The organism is Shewanella sp. 0m-6, from assembly GCF_052977325.1.
On sequence record NZ_JBRIMD010000021.1, the window covers coordinates 29,638 to 49,188 of the forward strand.

Here is a 19,551-nt window from a genome sequence, read left to right on the forward strand (position 1 = left end):
TAAAATGGTGGCATAATGGACCCTGTTAGTACTTCAAATGACACAACTAATCAAACGGTTAGTCATGGTGTTGCTCAATCATCTGAGCAAGCCTCTCAACTGCGTAAATCATGGCAAATGCCTGATACCTTAGTCATTATCTTTTTTGTTGCAATCGCGGCTGCGATTTTGACCTACTTTGTTCCAATTGGCTCGTTTCAGACTCAAGATGTCAGCTATGTTGTTGATGGGGTAGAGAAGAGTCGAAGCGTTATTGATCCCAATTCTTTTACGTATGAAGTTGATGAACTGGGCGAGCCTATTCTACAGCCTGTTGCGTTATTTGAAGGCCATGGAGGCGTTGGCTTTTTTAATTTTGCCTTCGAAGGTCTCGTTTCAGGGTCTAAGTGGGGCAGCGCCATTGGCGTGATCATGTTTATGCTCGTGATTGGCGGCGCTTTTGGCATTGTGATGGCAACAGGTACCATAGATAACGGGATTTTGAAGCTAATAGATGCCACACGTGGCAAAGAAGGCTTGTTTATTCCGGTTATATTTATCCTGTTTTCACTTGGCGGTGCGGTATTTGGTATGGGGGAGGAGGCGATAGCCTTTGCCATTATTATCTGCCCGTTAATGATCCGTTTAGGCTATGACGGCATCACCACTGTAATGGTCACCTATGTGGCAACTCAAATTGGCTTTGCCGCATCTTGGATGAACCCGTTTAGCGTTGCTATTGCACAAGGCATTGCTGGCGTACCTGTATTATCGGGCTCGGGCATGCGCTTTATTATGTGGACAGGTTTTACCTTGATGGGCGTAATCTTCACCATGCGTTATGGTGCAAAAGTAAAAGCCAAACCTGAGCACTCTTTCAGTTATCAAAGTGATAGTTATTTTAGAGAAAACCAAAAGCAGGCCAATTTAGAGAGCCGCTTTAATCTTGGTGATATCTTAGTGTTATCGACTATCGTTGTGACCGTTGCGTGGATCATCTGGGGGGTGATAGCAAAGGCTTGGTTTATCCCCGAAATAGCCAGTCAGTTTTTTACCATGGGTATTATCGTCGGTTTAATCGGTGTGCTGTTTAAGCTAAATAACATGAATATTAACACCGTTGCAGTGAGCTTTAAGCAGGGCGCTGCCACCATGCTTGAACCTGCTGTGTTAGTGGGTTGTGCATCTGGTATTTTGTTGTTACTAGGTGGTGGTGATGCTAAAACACCAAGTGTATTGAATACCATTTTAAGCGCCGCAGGTGAGTTTATCGGTCAGCTGCCAAGTGTGATGTCAGCTTGGTTTATGTTTGTGTTTCAGTCGGTGTTTAATTTCTTTGTGACCTCTGGTTCAGGTCAGGCTGCACTCACCATGCCACTCATGGCACCGCTGGCTGACCTTGTAGGTGTCACACGTCAAGTTGCCGTATTGGCTTTTCAGCTAGGTGATGGCTTTACTAACGTTCTAGTGCCAACGTCTGCAACCTTGATGGCAACTCTGGGTGTATGTCGAGTGGATTGGGGGCAGTGGCTTAAGTTTATTTGGCGCTTTATGTTGGCGTTATTTACTGTATCGAGCGTGATTGTTATCGCTGCGCACTATATGGGATTTAGTTAAGCGAGAATAGATTGAAACGTAAAATGAACTGATAAAAAACGGCATCTTAGGATGCCGTTTTTAGTGTGAGTAAAGCGATAGTTAGCTCTTAAGTAAGTGCTTGCTTAGAACTTCACTTCACCTTCAACAAACCACTCACGACCACGTGCATTGTATATGCTGCGTGGGTAGTGCGGCCATGATGTTGCAGTTGGGTCAAAGTTAGGGCCTGCATCAAGCAAGTTAACAACACCCGCTTTAACTTTTATTGAATCAGAGATGGTGTAACCTGTCGTTAGGTTCCACTTAGTTTGCGAGGCAACTTCATGGTCCTCTTCAATAAATACATCGCCTGCGGCTTCTGCAGCTTCTTTGAAAGACTTATATTGTGAACCGTGCATGCGCGCAGTGTGGTAAGCGCCAAGTGTCGCCTCAAAGTCTTCAATGAAATAACCAAGTACTAAGTTGGCACGGTACTGTGGCAAACCACCGTTTTCGATATCATCTTCAATAGGGTCGCTCTGAGTTAGCTGATACTCTGAATTCAAGATATAGGTACCGCTAAAGTTAAGCTTTAGTTCACCAAAATTATTTAGATCCCAGTTATAGCCAGCAGTTAAATCAAAACCACGTACTTCTTGGTACGCCAAGTTTTGGGCTGTTGCATTGATATGAGTAATGGTGCCATTATCGTCACGGGTGATCATGTCTTCATACAGCTCATATTCACGAGCAGCTTGTGAAGCACTGATGTCACTTACCATGTCGTCAAGCTTCCACTCCCAAAGATCGAACGATGCGTTAAATGAATCTCCGCCCCATACCGCGCCAATGTTTGCTGTGTAACCTGTTTCAGCTTCTAAGTCTTGGTTAGCACCAGTTGTGGTATCGATGTGAAGTTCATTACAGATAGCATTGAGGTTTTCATCTGGGTAACTTGTACCTGGTGTTCCGCCCATCGCTTGGCACTGCTTAAAGTCAATAACGGTGTTAAAGCCGTTTGTAGGATCGCCATATACGCGGTGCATATCTGGAGCGCGGAAAACTGAGCTCCAAGAACCACGAACAAGTAGCTCTCTTAATGGACGATACTCAACTGCGATTTGTGGTGAAAGGTTACCACCAAAATTGTCATAGTGGTCATAACGAAGCGCCGCATCAATGGTTAAGTCATCCAGCACTGGAATACTCAATTCTGCATAGGTTGCCCAGTTTTTACGCTCACCAGCACCTGACGAACCGCCTTTACCTAAGATGTTACCGTTTTTAGATTCAGAGTCTGAGTCTGTTGAGTAGTCTTGTATCGTGTATTCAGCACCGTATGCGAACATCACCTCGCCAGCGTCCATATCAAATAGTGCGCCTGTGATATTTGCTTGAATGTTCTTCTGTGTTGATTGAGCGCGCTCAAAAGAGCTGTAAGATGCTCTTTCTGCATCTTCTGCAGACATGTTTTCTAGTAGAGAGTTACCATTCTCACCGGCAGTTATGTAGTTAAACATACCAGCCACAGTCGCGTTACCGTTGCCAAATACATCAACACTGGTGCGGCCATAGTTAACTGATGCATCCCAGCTATATTCATCAGCAATCATGCCTTCAAGACCAGCGGTGAAGAAATAGTTGCGGGTCTTGGTTTCAGTTGTGCGGTTACCTAATTCATGTAAGCGACGAGCATAGTAGTAATCACCATCTTCAGCATTGGCAAAGTCACCGTTTAGTGCGGTTGACTTATCATCAAAGACCTTGCTGAGGTAGTTATCTGCGCCAACTTGGCCATAGCTAACCGTTAATTGATCGCCATCAACAGCAATATCGTAGTCATCGATTGCAGAAGGTTCGATATTAGTAACAGATTTAGCTTCTGCAAAATCTAAACGACCCACAAAAGTTACATCTTCAGCAAGTTCATAGTTAAAGATGGTTGAGCTGATAAAGCGTGTGCTTTCTGGTTGTAAGTCACGCCATTGAGAACGGTCGAATCCACAAGTGCTACCAGTCCATAGGAAACCACCAGCTTCACATTCGGCAGGGGTCAGTACGCGTTGACCCGTTGGTGTCACACCATCTACAGCTACACCTGCGATTCTGGCACCGTATGAACTGTAGCTTGAAAAGTCACTGTGAGGGACTTTGTCAGTATGTAAACCGAAGTTTTCTCTATCTGTTGCTTTTAGTGACTCATTGTCTGTAAATTCGATAAAGCTTGAAACGTTACCTTTGTCAGAAGAAGCACCTATCGATAGTGCAACGCGATCGTTGCCTCCGCCACCATTTGTTGTATCGCCGTGACGGTATTTAACCGCAACACCTTCGAAATCTTTTTTCAAGATGATATTGATGACACCACCAACGGCATCGGCACCATAAATAGCTGAACCGCCTGACTGCAAGATCTCAATACGTTGAACTGCTTCCATCGGCAGGTTTGCTGTATCAACGAAATTATCAGTACCGCCAGCGGGCTTTGGATATTGGTTTAATCTTTTGCCATTGATCAGTGTCAATGTACGGTTTGCACCTGCGCCGCGAAGGCTAATAGAAGAAGCGGCAGGTGTGAAGCCATGAACTGATTGCGTCGTCATAGCACCTGTAGATGAGGTTAAGCTTTCTAAGGCATCTTGAATGCTAGTGAAGCCCTGATTAGCCATTTCATCAGCACTTAACACTGTAACAGGTGTTGCTGTTTCCATATCGCTACGCTGAATACGAGAACCCGTCACCTGGATGCGTTCTACATTTTCATCATCAGTTGCTGCAAGTACTACTGGCGAGCTTAGTGCAGCAGCCGCTGCACCTGTTGCTAACGCAAAGCGGATCGCTTTGGCCAATCTTGAGTTACGCTTCATATTGTTTACTCCCTTGGAACTTATAATAGTTATATGTTTTGTTTAGGTTCTGCTTCTTAAGATGTTGCAAATGTATTTAAAAAGAGGTCCCGAGAGTGGATGTAAGCACAACTAAATAACTGGGGCAACATGCTATTTACAGGTGTTGTGTGCGCAAGTCTTTACGTTAGTTTACGAGTGAGTAACATGCTCGTAACTGTGTTGTGACTTCGGTGTTTTTCGTGTAATTAAGTTGGTGTTGCTGTTGTCTATTTTGTTGTGAAGGTTTACTTGGTGTGATCGTTTTGTTTTTACTTGTGGCACTTACTGTTGCTGATGTTGGTGTGTTTTTGCTGAGTGTTAAGCTGTATACGCGTTAGTGTAGCGTCCTATATAAAAAACCCTAAGTGTGATGGTGGTCACACTTAGGGTTTCGGGGAGTAGGTGTTGATGGTAAATGTTACATTTAGTTTACCGGTTTTAAAGGCTAAATGAGGAACACCTAAGTGGCGTAATTAACATCATTTTTTAAGCTGTAACTCGACCAAGAATGCTTGCCTTATAATGGATTAAGTATTTTATCGCAACATAGGTAACAACGAGCGTTGCAACGATAAGCTCAAATTTTGCAGCGATGAGTAAGTCAAAAGAGAGCGCACTGCTACCGTATGTTGCAACGACCCAGTTAACGGTTTTAAATAAAGCTGTAGCACCAATAACCATAGGAAAGGTGAATGCGGCGTAACCTGGTGAGAAAGGCAATCGGAGTAAGTGAAAGAAAGCCAAATAAATTACGCTGGTCATTAGCAATGCAAGCGTGAGTAATACACCCACTATAATCAATGAAGGTTGAGCTGAAATTGTTAAGTAACCAGCCAAAGAAAGGCTAGCGGGTGCAGCTAAAATTGCGATGGTAGGTTTAGCGGCTTCAGCAATGGGTTCACAGAAGATCAAACGATAGAGCATGATAGGCAGCATCACTAGATAGCTCAGCATGCCAAAGGTAAGAATTGCATCTGCTAACCATTGATACTGCATTTCAGCACCATGAGGAAAAGAGACTGCGGCAACAATAATACCGATAGGTGGCACAAACCAACTTGGTACCATATGGTCGAGTTTAAAATCGATGGCACGGTAATAGACGAATAAGGTTAAAAATACCATATGAATGCCAATCGCTAATAACCATATTACTACAGCAATACTGTGATTAAAGTGCCCGATGGCAGCTGAAACCACCATGAGTCCCATCGCAAAAGTAGGGATGACACTACCCACGACAGGATGAGTTAATTCTTGCATCAGCACTTTGGGGTGAAGCACGAATTTGGCGACTAACATCAATAACATAACACTCGCGATTGAAGCGCCAGCTAATTGAGCCTGACCACCAAAACTCGGCATCATACTTTCCCATGCCCAACCTAAGCTACCAATAGCCAGTGCAAGGCCTGCCATAGGGCTAGGTAAACGTGATACTCGGTGTCTTAATTTTGTGTGTGATGTGGCCATAGTATTATCCTGGAATCAATCTTATAAGCTTATTTTAGAACCGTTACTTGGTAATTAAAATTGAAACTAAATTAATCTTAACTTCAATTTTATTGATGAAGTTGGCCCGATTCTTGGTTCTTGATTTTGACTGATGGTTTTATTAGGTGATTAAGGCTTGAGCTTACAACGGAGTAAGGTGTGGCCTAGACCAATGTTGTCAATATCTTCATCAACAAAGAGCCCTGCTTGGCTGATTAGCTTAAGTAAGGTTTTACTGTGATACATGCGGCTGTTGCCGTTGGCGATGGCGGTAAAGTATAAAGAGGTTGCGTTGACGCAATAAGCACCGGCCTCAAAGGGCTGACGATCCCAGAAGGTTTCTAAGATACAAAGTTCACTGCCTGGCTGCATGACCGATGCAGCACGTTTTAAAATACTCAGGATTTCAGCTTCGGAGAAACAATCTAAGAATTGGCTCATCCAATAAAGATCACCCTTTTCACAAAAGGGTTTATTTTCATCGAGCAGATCGGTGACATAGGCATTAACTCGGTCAGATACTCCGGCATTCACTGCGTTTTCCATTGCGACCTGTAATTGACCGGGCAGATCCATAATGGTGATCTGGACCTGGCTGTCATAGCCTGTGCAGGCCAATGCCCATTTGCCAGTATTACCGCCCACATCGACAATATGTTTGGGTTTAGCTTGAAAAATTAAAGGAAGCAGCGATTCAAACGCATGATCTGAGTAGTAGTGATCAAACTCAAACCAGCTTTTTTTTATCTCATCGGGAAGTTGACTCAAACCTGGGTAAATCGTTGGCCAGTCGCCAAGGGAGCTTAATCCTTTAGGCTTACCTTCTTTTAACGACGCTTCTAGTTCAAATAAACCTTGATAGCACACATCATGGGTAAAGTTTAAGTTGGTTTTTGCCATATCATCATGCAGCAAAAAATGGCCAATTTTATCTAATACATAAGCGTCTTCATTTAAATAGAGCAGACCCATACTGAGTCCCATATCGACCAATACTCCCACAGCATACGCTGATAACTCAGATTGCTGTGCCAAGCTATTTACGCAGCAGCCTTTATCGCCGCTTTCGGAGATGAATTGTAAAAGGTTAAATTTTAGAAGACAGCGTGCTACTTGAAAGCTAATTGGTGCAAAAGCAATTTTTTGTGCTTCAAACTTTGCATCAAAAGCACTAATAGAAAGGGGGGAGCGATAAAAAGACATAAGTTAAACCAAGTTAAGCTTCTAGAGTATTAGTGGAGCCAAATTTTACATGTTACAGTTTGTTTATTGTTTGAAGTTGATCTGACTTCAGACGCTTACCTGTGTGCCTCACAAGGTATGAAGCGAGATTAATGGTGAACCCTGCGTATTTTTAGTCTGAAGGAAGTTGATATGCTCGTACCTCTGACCTATGTCGGTCGACAATCAAGCCGCAGTGATGGCCAAGCTCGGCGTATAGAAATTTTAGAAGCCACCTTACGGTTAATCGTCAAAGAGGGGATCCGTGGTGTTCGTCATCGCGCAGTGGCCAGTGAGGCTAATGTACCGCTCTCTTCAACCACCTATTATTTCGATGACATTAAAGATCTGATCAGTGATTCGTTAACCTATTTTGCTGAAAAAACCTTGTGGATGAATAAGGCATTAGAACAAAATAGTTACGCGTTGGTAGAAAGTGTCATATTGGAGCAGCAAAGGGCTGATGAGCAACAGGTCAAAGCATTTATTATTGATCATTTAAGCCAATTCATTGGCGAGCATATAAAAGAGCAGTTATCACATCGAGACGATAGAATACTTGAGCTTGCATTCCATGAAGAAGCATTGCGTAATCCGCAGCTTGCTTTGGCCATCAGCTTATTAGATGAGACGTTTCAGACCAGCATTAAGACATTTTTTAGCACTATGGGTTCTTGTACCGCTCATGCGGATGCATATCAAATATTAGCGATTATTAAGTTGCTAGAATATCAATATCTTATTCGCGGCAGTATCGACGAAAAAGAGATGTTGGAAATTATTCGCTCGAGTGTGAACCACATAGTTAAAGCGATTACAGTCAAAGCAATAAAAAACCCAAGCTAATGCTTGGGTTTCTTGGCAATTGGCTACAGTTTACTGTACGTTTTCAGCGTCGCTAAACTGGCCTTGGAACAGGGCTGATGATAAGTAACGCTCTGCTGCTGAAGGTAGAATAACTACGATATTCTTGCCTTCAAATTCAGGTAATGCAGCGATACGGTTAGCGGCTACTACAGCTGCGCCCGAAGAAATACCCACTAAGATCCCTTCCTCTTTCATCAAACGTTGAGCCATTTCAATAGACTCTTCATTGGTTACCGCTTCAACGCGATCAATAAGGGTTAGATCTAAGTTTCCAGGGATGAAGCCAGCGCCAATACCTTGGATCTTGTGAGGTCCAGGTTGTACCGTTTGGCCAGCTAAAGTTTGTGCGATAACGGGTGAGTCAACAGGCTCAACAGCAACCGATGTAATCGCCTTACCTTGAGTGTTTTTAATATAGCGGCTCACGCCGGTAATTGTACCGCCCGTACCGACACCCGCAACAACAACATCGACTTCACCGTCGGTGTCATTCCAAATTTCTGGTCCAGTCGTTTTTTCGTGAATTTCTGGGTTAGCAGGGTTATTAAACTGCTGTAATAGGACATACTTTTCAGGATCTGATTGACGGATCTCTTCCGCTTTATCAATAGCGCCCTTCATGCCCTTAGCGCCTTCAGTCAAAACAAGGTTAGCGCCAAGTGCTTTAAGTAATTTTCTACGCTCTAAACTCATGGTGTTTGGCATAGTTAAAGTCAATTTGTATCCGCGAGCGGCAGCAACATATGCTAGAGCGATACCAGTATTGCCTGACGTTGGCTCAATAAGCTCTTGCTCTTGAGTCAGCAGACCTTTTTTCTCTGCATCCCAAATCATATTGGCACCGATACGGCACTTAACACTGAAACTTGGGTTACGCGCTTCTACTTTAGCAAGCACTCTACCATTGCTCACACGATTTAGACGGACAAGAGGGGTGTTACCAATTGTTTGTGAATTATCTTCAAAAATTTTGCTCATGGATTGCTTGCTCCTTTATATGCTCAGCTAAATCATAATAGGCTTTCACAGCAATAGAAGTGATAGTTTGTTCTTCATTATGCTTTTTAGTTATTAAAGCGTTTGCTGTTATACATAAACGTCAGGTTTAAACAAAAAATATTATGTTAATGTTGTGTAAGTCAAGTCGATTACATTCAATAAAATTAACGGTTTATATGCCTATTGTAAAAGGTGATGAGGGTTTTGATGAACCAGCAGAAAATAACTAAGCAGGATGATCCTAAGACCTGGGTAACACCATTTGCCTTTGATGTGGCGCCCAATATTCTTTACTTGCCATTAGCAAGTCCGGTTAAGCGAGGCTTAGCTATGATGGTCGATGGACTGTTGGTAGCTGTATTAGCCGAAAGCGCAGGCTGGATTTTTGTTGTACTGGTACTGGGTACGTTAATTATCCAAAAACAGAGTAAAACCGTGGGCAGAGTGTTTAAGTGGGGCTTATACCTACTGATGTTGCTTGCGTTGGTCTCGGCACTAGTGGGCTACTATGGCGATGTCACGGCTGACTTATCTGAACAAGGCAGTGACCTAACCAGCAATCTTCACCAACTGCAGCCAGAAAATAGTGACGCAGACTTAGCAACTTTGACTGAAATGATAGGCTACATCCCGGCCGTTTTTGTGGCGAGTCAATGTGAGGATTTAGCCTGTGCACAATCGAAGCTGGCCGAAGTGGAGCAGGCATTATCTCAATCAAGTTTACCAGCCGCAAAGCAGACAGAAATCATCAATGACTTAGTCGCAGGGTTACCGCTTTCGAGTATTGAGAAGCAACCGCTTTATCGACAGCAGGGGCTTGAACAAGTTGCGCCGCACGTTAATGATTCAGATCTTAATGACTCAGACTTACATGACGCTGCCGTCAATAAGCTAGACGTTAATCACTCAGATGCTAATGGCTTAGGTGTTGATGATGTAGGCGTTAATGATTTAAACATCAATTCAAATACTGCGATGAGTACCAATCCCGCCATAAATAAAGATACCATTATTAAAGCAGCCAAAGACTTAGAGCTTGAGATTGGAGCTGGTTTTCCTGAGTCAACAGTCATTGAAGATGAGGACTCGACAACCAGTCCACTGGCATGGATAAAAGGCCTGTTAAACGATCTGGGTCTAGGCTTTGGTTGGGCAGCTTTTTATTTTACAGTGTTCACTGCCTGGTTTGATGGTCAAACTTTAGGTAAAAAACTATTTGGTATTCGTGTTATTCAGCTCGATGGCACTAAAATTTCACTCTGGGATGCATTTGGTCGTTATGGTGGCTACGCAGCTGGCTTTACCACGGGTTTATTGGGTTTTTTCCAAATTTACTGGGATGCTAATAGACAAGCGATTCAAGATAAAATCTCGGCAACTGTGGTTATCGATGTGCGTAAAACAAAGCATGAAGTGGCACTGGAACATGCATCTATTGATAACAAGTTTGTTAACTCTGATATCGAAAATGGTGCAAACATTTGACATAAGGATACCGTTTTTTACCAACATTCGTTAAGCTTGCCGCCATAAGAAGCGCGTAGATGCATTATGCGACAGCGTAAATCTCCCATTTTATTATGTACAGTTAACACATCAGTCAAAAATATTGATTAATGTAGAGTCGGTTAAGAAGCTCGTTAACTGCACATAAAAGGAGTATGGGAAGAAGGAGAGCAAGTTTGCGGATATTAGTGGTTGAAGATAGCCAAGTGGTTTCTCGGGTAATGCGGCACTTACTGACTCAAGAGTTATGTTGTGAGGTCGATGTCGCCCCGGATATGGCCAGCGCTAAAGAGCTGTTGGCACAAAATGAGTACTTTGTGGCGATCACAGACTTAAACCTTCCTGATGCACAAGAAGGTGAGATAGTGAAGTTTGTGTTGGCAAAACAGATCCCTTGCATTGTATTAACCGGTAGCTGGGACGCCGAGCAGCGCGCTCGACTATTGCAGCTCGGCATTGTGGATTATGTATTTAAGGAAAACCGCTTTAGCTATGAATATACCGCTAAGCTGGTGAAACGTTTAAGCCGTAATCAAAGTGTCAAAGTGCTGGTTGCCGATGACTCGGTTGTTAGCCGTAAGTTTATTCGTAGCCTGTTGGAGCAGCATCTATTTCAGGTTATTGAAGCTGACGACGGAATTGCAGCACTAGAAACCCTTAATGATAACCCCGACATTACTTTACTCATCACTGATTATAATATGCCAAGGCTGGATGGTTTTGGGTTGATTATTAAGGTGCGGGAGCGACTGAGCCGCGAAGAACTCGCCATTATCGGCCTATCTAGCGACAGTGATGAAAGCTTATCAGCACGCTTTATTAAAAATGGTGCGAATGACTTCCTGCAAAAGCCGTTTGTGCATGAAGAGTTTCATTGCCGGGTGTTAACAACACTGGACTCGTTAGACATGGTCACAAAACTGTGGGAACAGGCGAATCTCGATTACCTTACCAACGTGTTTAATCGTCGCTATTTCTTTAATTTTTATCAAGAAAAGTTAACTTTGATTGCTCAAAAACAAGGTTCTTTAGCGTTGGCATTACTGGATATCGACTTTTTTAAAAAGGTGAACGATACCTATGGTCATGATGTTGGTGATGAGGTGTTAATCGAGTTTTCTGCACGATTGAAGCAGTCATTTTCACAGCATTTTACGGTTGCACGAATTGGTGGTGAAGAGTTTGTGGTGGGATTTAAAGGCCTTAATGTAGAGAAAGCGTATGCCTTGCTCGACAGATTCCGTATGCAACTTGAGGTCACACCGATAGAAACCTCAAAAGGGACGTTAAATATTACGGTCAGTACCGGTGTAACAGAGTTTACCGCCAACGAAACCGTAGATGAGTTGCTAAACCGCGCTGATACGAGTTTGTATGAAGCTAAAAGTGCTGGACGTAACCTAGTTTGTATCGCGCAAAGCTAGCTTTTAAGCTTGATTGCAACCATGAAAAAGCAGCCTGATGGCTGCTTTTTCTCAAAGTATGATTTTTAGGTTATTCAGGGGCAATAGCATCGTTTTTATAGGCGGTGCGATACTTATCGACCCACATGGCCGTCGCGCCACAAATTGCAACGGGCATGACCACAAAGTTTAAAATGGGGATCATCGAGAACAGGGTGACTGCGGCGCCAAAACTAAAGCTGCTGCCCTTGGTCTGATTGAGCGCAAACTTCATGTCCTGAAACGGCACTTTATGGTTATCAAATGGATAATCACAATACTGAATTGCCATCATCCAGGCACTAAACAGGAACCACAAAATAGGCGCAACGGTTTGCCCTACAAAAGGGATCCAAAATAGCAGTAAGAATACGATGGCTCTAGGGAGATAATATTTAAGCTTTATCCACTCTCGGCCCATGATCCGCGGCAGATCTTTAATCAGATCGATACCGCCACCGGTGTTAAGAGGCTTACCCGTAAGTTGCTGCTCTACCTTTTCGGCTAATAAACCATTAAAAGGGGCGGCAAGCCAGTTCATAACCGAGCTAAAAATAAACGACAGTACGACTAATAAAGTTAGTACAGCTAATGGCCACAAGATAAAGTTTAGCCAGCTTAAATAGTCGGGAAGTTGACCTGAAAGCCAGGCAAACACACTCTCTAATTGACCAATGGCAAAATAGACTAGACTACCAAATAACAATAAATTGATTGAAAGTGGAATAAAGACAAATCTTCTAAGGCCAGGCTGCTTGATTAGACGAAAGCCATCGAGAAAATAATTAACACCGCTTTTTTTTTGTACTTGATTGGTTTTATTCATAGAAGTATTACGTTGTTAAGAATGCATATTCGTACGATTGTGAGTCAGTCGGTATTTAATCACAAGTTAAAAGCGCTTAATCATCAATAAAAAGCGTTACAAAATGCAGTGAGCTTTGGTAAAGTTACACTCCATATAAATGCGATTGCTAGCTATCCAATGCTAGGCGTCGAACTTAATCGCTAACATGTTAGCGAGGAAATGACAAAACGGCACCATGAGACTTAAACAGATTAAACTTGCCGGATTCAAGTCATTTGTCGATCCAACCAAAATACCTCTACTGAGTCCACTAAGCGCCATTATTGGCCCGAACGGCTGCGGCAAATCCAATGTGATTGATGCGGTGCGTTGGGTATTGGGTGAAAGTTCTGCCAAACATCTGCGTGGCGACTCTATGGCGGACGTTATTTTTAATGGCTCTACCGCAAGACGTCCCGTGTCAGTTGCCAGCGTGGAATTGCTATTTGACAATCAAGATGGGCGCCTAGTTGGCCAGTATTCCAGTTATCAAGAAATTGCCGTTAAACGCCAAGTGAGCCGAGACGGTGATTCTAGCTATTTTCTCAATAACCAAAAGTGCCGCCGTAAAGATATTACCGATCTTTTTATGGGCACAGGTCTTGGGCCCCGAAGTTACGCCATTATTGAGCAGGGCACTATTTCACGGCTCATTGAGTCCAAGCCTCAAGACCTAAGGGTTTTCATTGAAGAAGCGGCGGGGATCTCTCGTTATAAAGAACGTCGTCGAGAAACTGAGAATCGCATTCGTCACACCCGAGAGAACTTGGCGAGGCTCGGTGATATTCGCTCTGAATTAGCTAAACAGTTAGATAAATTGGCCGAACAGGCTGAAACCGCTAAAAAGTATCGTGAGCTAAAGCAAGCTGAGCGCAAGTGCGATGCCGAATTATCGGTATCACGCTATCATGAATTGTTGCAGCAAACCGCAAAAATTGATGAGCAACTGGGTAAGTTAGGGGTGCAGCAAGCACAGTTTTTGGCTGAAAATCAGACCATAGAGCTGAGATTAACAGAGCTCAATTTAACGCTAAGCGAGCTTGATACTAAAGAAGCACATCAGGTCGAAGACTTTTATTTGACCAAAACGCACATCGCGAAGTTAGAGCAGTCTCTCAAGCACCGTGAGCAACAGGATGAAAGCCTGAGTCTACGACTACAAGAGCTTTCGGCGCAGATGCTCACTTACCGTGCCCGTTTAGCCGACGATGAAGCAAAACAAACTCTGCTAACTGAGCAGCAAACCAGTGCTTTGCCTGAAGCCAGTCTATTGCGACAGCAATTGGCAGAACATGATGCCGAGCTTTCTACCTTAGTTGAGCAGCTTGACTATCTGAGCGAGCAATTAACTCATTTAAATGAGGCTCATACTCAGGCAAACCTTGCCTTTGAGATGAATCGTAATCAGCTCAGCCATGCTGAAACGGATATTGCTAATAAACATCAACGGGTCGCGAGACTAGAAGAGCAAACACTGCAAACGGCAGCAGAGCTTGAACTGTTGACGTCGCAAGATATCACTGAGCAGGTGAGTGAGCTTAGTGGCGTTATTGAGCAAGAACAAGAAATTGTCGATGAACTCAATTTCCAGCTGGAAGCCAAACAACAAACTGAACAAACCTTGCTCGCCGAACAGGACGCTCTGAAAGTCAAACTTGCAGATGAGCAAGGGCGGCTATCGGTCGTGTCTCAGTTATTACCAGCCGATAAGGACGGTGATAGCCAAGAGCTATGGCAAGTGATCGATGTTACTCCCGGCTGGGAAAGCGCCGTTGATATTTTATTGTCAGGGTTATTGAGTGCACCAGTATTACCCCAAGACGACTCGCAACGTAATAGTCTAGGTGATGACCAAGATAAAGATACTAATCAAGCGCAGTTTGGTTTTGAAGCTGGAAGCACACAACTTGCGGCCATCAAGGCGCCGGTAAACCTAGCTCCCTGGTTAAAACATGTCACCTGGGTTGAGACAAAAAACCACGCCATATTGCAACGAAGTGCACTCAAGGATGACGAGTTAATTGCGACCGCCGACGGTTATCTTATCGGTGTCGATTTTATCATTGAGAAAACCCAGGCAGCAGGCTCGATTGTCGAGCTTAAAAATGAACAAATTGCCTTGCAGCAAAGTGTGGCTAATAGCCAAGCGAGCTTAGCAAGATTAAGCGAAAATCTCGCCGAGATAAAGTTATTGCTGGCGCCGCTTGTTAGCCAAGCTCAGCAAAAACAGCAGTGGATTCAAACCAAGCAGATAGAGCTTGCCAGTTTAAGTTCACAACTGCGTTCGCAGCAGCAATCGATAACGGATATCGCTTCTAGACTCGCAAAAATTGAGCAAGAATTAGTTGAAGCTAAGCAAGAGTTACAGGCCTTTGAACTCAGCGCTGAGCAGCGTAAGCTGCAACATCAGTTACTGAACGAGACACTGGAACAGACGCAGCGGGCTAAAACCCATGGTCAGCAGCAAAAAGCACAAGCGGTTGAAAAAGTTGCACAGCTAAAACCACTACGGCAGCAGTTAGAAGCCAAAGTGACGCAAACCTCAATGAGTGAGCAGAGCTTACACACTCAGTTAGTGCTCATTGAACAGCAAGTAAATCAACACCAACAGCGTTTGCTAGAGCTTGAACAAAATGAGTTGCAACTACATAAGCAATTAGAGGCTAAAGACAACGAGCTTGAAGAGGGACAGTCACAATCCCTTAAAGAACAATTAGAGCAGGCTCTGCAAGCGCAACAAATTAAGCAAGAGGCGTTAACGGTTTTAAGACAGCAGCAGGCTGAGTTACAAGAACTGTGCGATAGTGCAGGAACGAATAAAAAACAACAGCTTGCAAAGTTAGAAGACTTGACTCAATCCTCCAGCACGTTAAAGTTACGTCGTGAAGGTATAAAAGGTCAAATTGACAGTCAGCAGCGATTGTTAAATGAACAAAACGTTGATGTTGAACTAATATTATCTACATTAGACGATAAGAAGACCATGTTGTGGCGTCAAAAAGAGCTAGAACGACTACGGGCACAGATAGCACATTTAGGGGCTATCAACTTAGCGGCTATTGAAGAGTACGATCAGCAAAATCAACGTAAGTTGTATTTAGACAGTCAAGATGGCGACCTTAATGCCGCGCTAACCAGTTTAGAAGAAGCGATTCGTAAGATTGATAAAGAGACCAAGAGTCGCTTTAAAGATACTTTTGATAAAGTGAATACTGACTTAGGGATCTTGTTTCCTAAGGTCTTCGGTGGCGGAAGCGCATATTTAGCGTTAACCGACGATGACCTATTAGAAACTGGCGTGACCATTATGGCTAGGCCACCGGGTAAGAAGAATAGTACTATTCACCTTCTTTCTGGTGGAGAAAAAGCGTTAACCGCTTTATCATTAGTTTTTGCTATTTTTAGATTGAATCCAGCACCATTTTGTATGTTGGATGAGGTTGATGCACCTTTGGATGACGCCAATGTCGAACGTTTTTGTCGTTTGGTGAAAGAGATGTCCCAAAGCGTACAATTTATATATATTAGTCACAACAAGATCACCATGGAATTGGCCGATCAACTTATCGGTGTGACTATGCATGAGCCCGGTGTTTCGCGCATCGTGGCTGTTGATATCGATGAAGCGGTGGCATTAGCCGACGCAGGATAAACATAAGAAATACAGGGTAATCAATGGAAAATTTGCAGCTGGTATTGCTTCTTATAGGTGCGATAGCCATTATCGCCGTACTTGTGCACGGCTTTTGGTCCATTAGAAAACAGCAACCTAAGGGATACAAGCAAAGCCCCATGGCGGATATCAACCGTGAGCGTCGCGATGCCGAAGGTTTTGATAACGATGGGATTGGTGAAGTTAGAGTGGTCAAGCCAACGTCAGTAGACACGGCAACGAGCGATGTTAACGAGCAAGAGCCGCTGTTCACTGAGCCGGTTGAAGAAGCGTTTGAGTTAAGCCAGGCTCCTGCGGCTAAAATGAATAAGGCTCGTGTAGAACCGTCTCTATCGGCAGAAAATCCGGCTTTTAGTGATGAAATGCCAGTGCAAGAGTCTTTGTTTGCAAGTGAAGAGTCTTTATCTGCAGCTGCCGTTGAACCTCAACCAGCGCCTTTAAAGCCGGCAGCACAAGAGCCAGCAACCGTAGAAGAGCCAAAGCAAGCGGCTACAGATGAGCTAGGTGAACCACAAGATGTGCTGGTCTTACATGTTGTGGCTAAAGAGGGCGAAGAGCTTAGTGGCGCAGAGTTATTGCCATGTTTGCTAACACTTAACTTCAAGTTCGGTGATATGAATATTTTCCATCGTCATGAAGATAATGCTGGTACTGGAAAGGTACTGTTTTCGATGGCGAATATGGTTAAGCCTGGCGTATTTGACCCGGATAATATGGAGCAATTTAGCACGCAAGGTGTAGTGCTGTTTATGACGCTACCTTGTTATGGCGATGCGTTAATGAATTTCTCTATTATGCTGAACTCGGCTCACCAAATTGCCGATGATTTAGGTGGTGTGGTGCTCGACGGTGGCCGTGATGAGTGGTTAGAGAGTACTAAGCAAAACTATATCCAGCGGATCAGAGCGCAGGCCTAAGCGCAAATTGAGCATAACCATAAAAGCGAAGTTTTGAGGAACAGGGCAAATCAGATCCCAAGCCTAGGCTTTTAACACATATACATATTTGAAAGGCCGCATCAGCGGCCTTTGTTATTATTTGGACATTAAGATGCACGCTATTCAAACTGAAATTGCTCAGCTTACCGCTGAACTTAATCAACACAACTATCGCTACTATGTTGATGACAGCCCCTCGATCCCCGATGCTGAGTACGATCGCTTATTGAACAGACTGAAAGCGCTAGAGAATGAGCATCCACAATTTTGTTTAGCTGATTCGCCGACACAAAGGGTTGGCGGCGAGGCTTTGGCTAAGTTTGAGCAAATTAAACATTTAAAACCTATGCTCAGTCTAGATAACGTATTTGATGAACAAGAATTTACTGCGTTTAATCAACGTATAACCGATAAAACCGGCAGCTTAAGCTACTGTTGTGAACCTAAGCTAGATGGTCTTGCAGTGAGCATTATTTACCGTGATGGTGTGTTTGAGCGAGCGGCTACTCGCGGTGACGGCCAGACTGGCGAGAATATCACTGAAAACGTGCGCACAATTAAATCTATCCCATTGCGTTTACGTGGCGCTAACTTTCCGCCGCTACTTGAAGTGCGTGGTGAGGTGATTATGCCGCACAAGGCATTTGATGCACTTAATGAACGTGCTCGTGCTAAAGGTGAGAAATTGTTCGTTAACCCACGTAACGCAGCAGCGGGTAGTTTGCGCCAGTTAGACAGTAAGATCACCGCGAGCCGCGCTCTAGGCTTTTATGCTTATGCGTTAGGTGTGGTGGAGCCTGAGTCTTGGGAACTTGCCGACAGTCATTATGGTCAGCTTGAACAATTGCGCTCATGGGGCGTGCCCGTTAGCCAAGAAGTTAAAGTGTGCGAGTCTGTGGCACAGGTGATGGAATATTATAATGATATTCAACTGCGCCGTAGCAGCCTAGAGTTCGAAATTGACGGTGTGGTGATCAAGGTTAACCAAATTGCTCACCAATTAAGTTTAGGTTATGTAGCAAAAGCACCGCGCTGGGCAACAGCATTTAAGTTCCCTGCACAAGAAGAGATGACCCTATTAGAGGGCGTCGACTTTCAGGTGGGGCGTACTGGTGCAGTCACGCCGGTTGCTCGTTTAAAGCCGGTGTTTGTCGGTGGCGTAACCGTATCAAATGCAACCTTACATAACGCCGATGAAATTGCCCGACTTGGCGTAAAAATCGGTGATACCATCATCATCCGCCGCGCGGGTGACGTGATCCCGCAAATTGTTGCCGTTGTGGCTGAAAAGCGTCCTGATGATGCCAAAGAGATCTGTTTCCCTGCGCATTGTCCAGTTTGTGGCAGCGAAGTTGAGCGCGTCGAAGGTGAAGCGGTTGCACGTTGCACCGGTGGACTCTTTTGTGAAGCGCAGCGCAAAGAAGCGATTAAACATTTTGCATCACGTAAGGCGTTAGATATCGATGGTATGGGCGATAAAGTTGTTGAGCAACTCATTGATAAAGAGTTAGTTGCAAGCCCTGCCGATCTATTTAAGTTGACCGCCTCTGCCATGACGATGTTAGAGCGCATGGGCATGAAGTCTGCGACTAAACTTGTTGCCGCTATCGATGTCGCTAAACAAACCACTTTTGCCCGTTTCCTCTATGCATTAGGAATACGCGAAGTGGGTGAGGCGACAGCCGCAAACTTGGCTGCCTATTTTAAAACCCTTGATGCACTTAAGTCGGCGAATGAAGAAGCCTTCATTAGGGTCGATGATGTTGGCACGATTGTGGCGGCCCATCTTGCTCACTTTTTTGCCCAGCCTCATAATCTTGACGTTATTGATAAGCTGATTGAAGCTGGCGTACATTGGCCTGCAATAGAAGAAGTGGCAGAAGAAGATCTATCACTTAAAGGCCAAACGTGGGTATTAACGGGAACGTTAACTCAATTAAACCGCAATGATGCTAAAGCCAAGCTACAGGCACTAGGTGCTAAGGTAGCTGGGAGTGTATCGAAAAATACCGATTGTTTAGTCGCGGGTGCCGCGGCAGGGTCAAAACTGACTAGGGCGCAAGAGCTAGGGGTTAAAGTTATCGATGAAGAAGCCTTGATTGCTATTTTGGCTTAAGGT

At 44.1% G+C, this 19,551-nt stretch carries 12 protein-coding genes; 7 read left to right on the top strand and 5 right to left on the bottom strand.

The annotated features are described in order from the left end of the window. The first annotated feature begins 15 nt into the window (after window positions 1-15). Entirely contained in the window at window positions 16-1,596 is a 1,581-nt protein-coding gene (yfcC, locus tag ACVBJC_RS15200) for a putative basic amino acid antiporter YfcC (RefSeq protein WP_447161712.1), read from the top strand. A 104-nt stretch (window positions 1,597-1,700) separates the two neighbouring features. Here yfcC and ACVBJC_RS15205 read toward each other — a convergent pair whose 3' ends face one another. From ACVBJC_RS15205 to ACVBJC_RS15215, 3 genes are all read right to left on the bottom strand, one after another. Then, window positions 1,701-4,424: a TonB-dependent receptor plug domain-containing protein gene (locus ACVBJC_RS15205; protein WP_447161711.1), complete on the bottom strand. Its 2,724-nt coding sequence runs from the start codon at window positions 4,422-4,424 to the stop codon at window positions 1,701-1,703. Window positions 4,425-4,931: 507 nt separating this feature from the next. Further along, window positions 4,932-5,918 (bottom strand): TDT family transporter, encoded by a 987-nt coding sequence (locus ACVBJC_RS15210; RefSeq protein ID WP_447161710.1) that lies wholly within the window; start codon window positions 5,916-5,918, stop codon window positions 4,932-4,934. A 150-nt stretch (window positions 5,919-6,068) separates the two neighbouring features. Then, window positions 6,069-7,142: a methyltransferase gene (locus ACVBJC_RS15215; protein ID WP_447161709.1), complete on the bottom strand. Its 1,074-nt coding sequence runs from the start codon at window positions 7,140-7,142 to the stop codon at window positions 6,069-6,071. A 171-nt stretch (window positions 7,143-7,313) separates the two neighbouring features. Here ACVBJC_RS15215 and ACVBJC_RS15220 point away from each other — a divergent pair, with 171 nt between their 5' ends. Then, window positions 7,314-8,006 (top strand): TetR/AcrR family transcriptional regulator, encoded by a 693-nt coding sequence (locus ACVBJC_RS15220; RefSeq protein WP_447161708.1) that lies wholly within the window; start codon window positions 7,314-7,316, stop codon window positions 8,004-8,006. Between the two features lie 30 nt (window positions 8,007-8,036). Here ACVBJC_RS15220 and cysK read toward each other — a convergent pair whose 3' ends face one another. Continuing rightward, window positions 8,037-9,005 carry a cysteine synthase A gene (gene cysK / locus ACVBJC_RS15225; protein WP_447161707.1) on the bottom strand — a complete coding sequence of 323 codons (969 nt, stop codon included), beginning with the start codon at window positions 9,003-9,005 and terminating at the stop codon, window positions 8,037-8,039. Between the two features lie 228 nt (window positions 9,006-9,233). Here cysK and ACVBJC_RS15230 point away from each other — a divergent pair, with 228 nt between their 5' ends. Next, window positions 9,234-10,511 carry an RDD family protein gene (locus ACVBJC_RS15230; protein ID WP_447161706.1) on the top strand — a complete coding sequence of 426 codons (1,278 nt, stop codon included), beginning with the start codon at window positions 9,234-9,236 and terminating at the stop codon, window positions 10,509-10,511. Window positions 10,512-10,708: 197 nt separating this feature from the next. Then, window positions 10,709-11,956: a GGDEF domain-containing response regulator gene (locus ACVBJC_RS15235; RefSeq protein ID WP_447161732.1), complete on the top strand. Its 1,248-nt coding sequence runs from the start codon at window positions 10,709-10,711 to the stop codon at window positions 11,954-11,956. A gap of 70 nt (window positions 11,957-12,026) precedes the next feature. On the opposite strand, the gene cysZ is transcribed toward ACVBJC_RS15235, so the two are convergent. Continuing rightward, window positions 12,027-12,800 carry a sulfate transporter CysZ gene (cysZ, locus tag ACVBJC_RS15240; RefSeq protein WP_447161705.1) on the bottom strand — a complete coding sequence of 258 codons (774 nt, stop codon included), beginning with the start codon at window positions 12,798-12,800 and terminating at the stop codon, window positions 12,027-12,029. Window positions 12,801-13,017: 217 nt separating this feature from the next. On the opposite strand from cysZ, the gene smc reads away from it, so the two are divergent. The 3 genes from smc to ligA all read left to right on the top strand — a co-directional run bounded on the left by smc (window position 13,018) and on the right by ligA (window position 19,548). Then, window positions 13,018-16,473 carry a chromosome segregation protein SMC gene (smc, locus tag ACVBJC_RS15245; RefSeq protein ID WP_447161704.1) on the top strand — a complete coding sequence of 1,152 codons (3,456 nt, stop codon included), beginning with the start codon at window positions 13,018-13,020 and terminating at the stop codon, window positions 16,471-16,473. A 23-nt stretch (window positions 16,474-16,496) separates the two neighbouring features. Then, window positions 16,497-17,411 (top strand): cell division protein ZipA, encoded by a 915-nt coding sequence (gene zipA, locus ACVBJC_RS15250; RefSeq protein ID WP_447161703.1) that lies wholly within the window; start codon window positions 16,497-16,499, stop codon window positions 17,409-17,411. Window positions 17,412-17,544: 133 nt separating this feature from the next. After that, window positions 17,545-19,548, top strand: a complete 2,004-nt coding sequence (gene ligA, locus ACVBJC_RS15255) for an NAD-dependent DNA ligase LigA (protein WP_447161702.1) — start codon at window positions 17,545-17,547, stop codon at window positions 19,546-19,548. Window positions 19,549-19,551 lie beyond the last annotated feature (3 nt).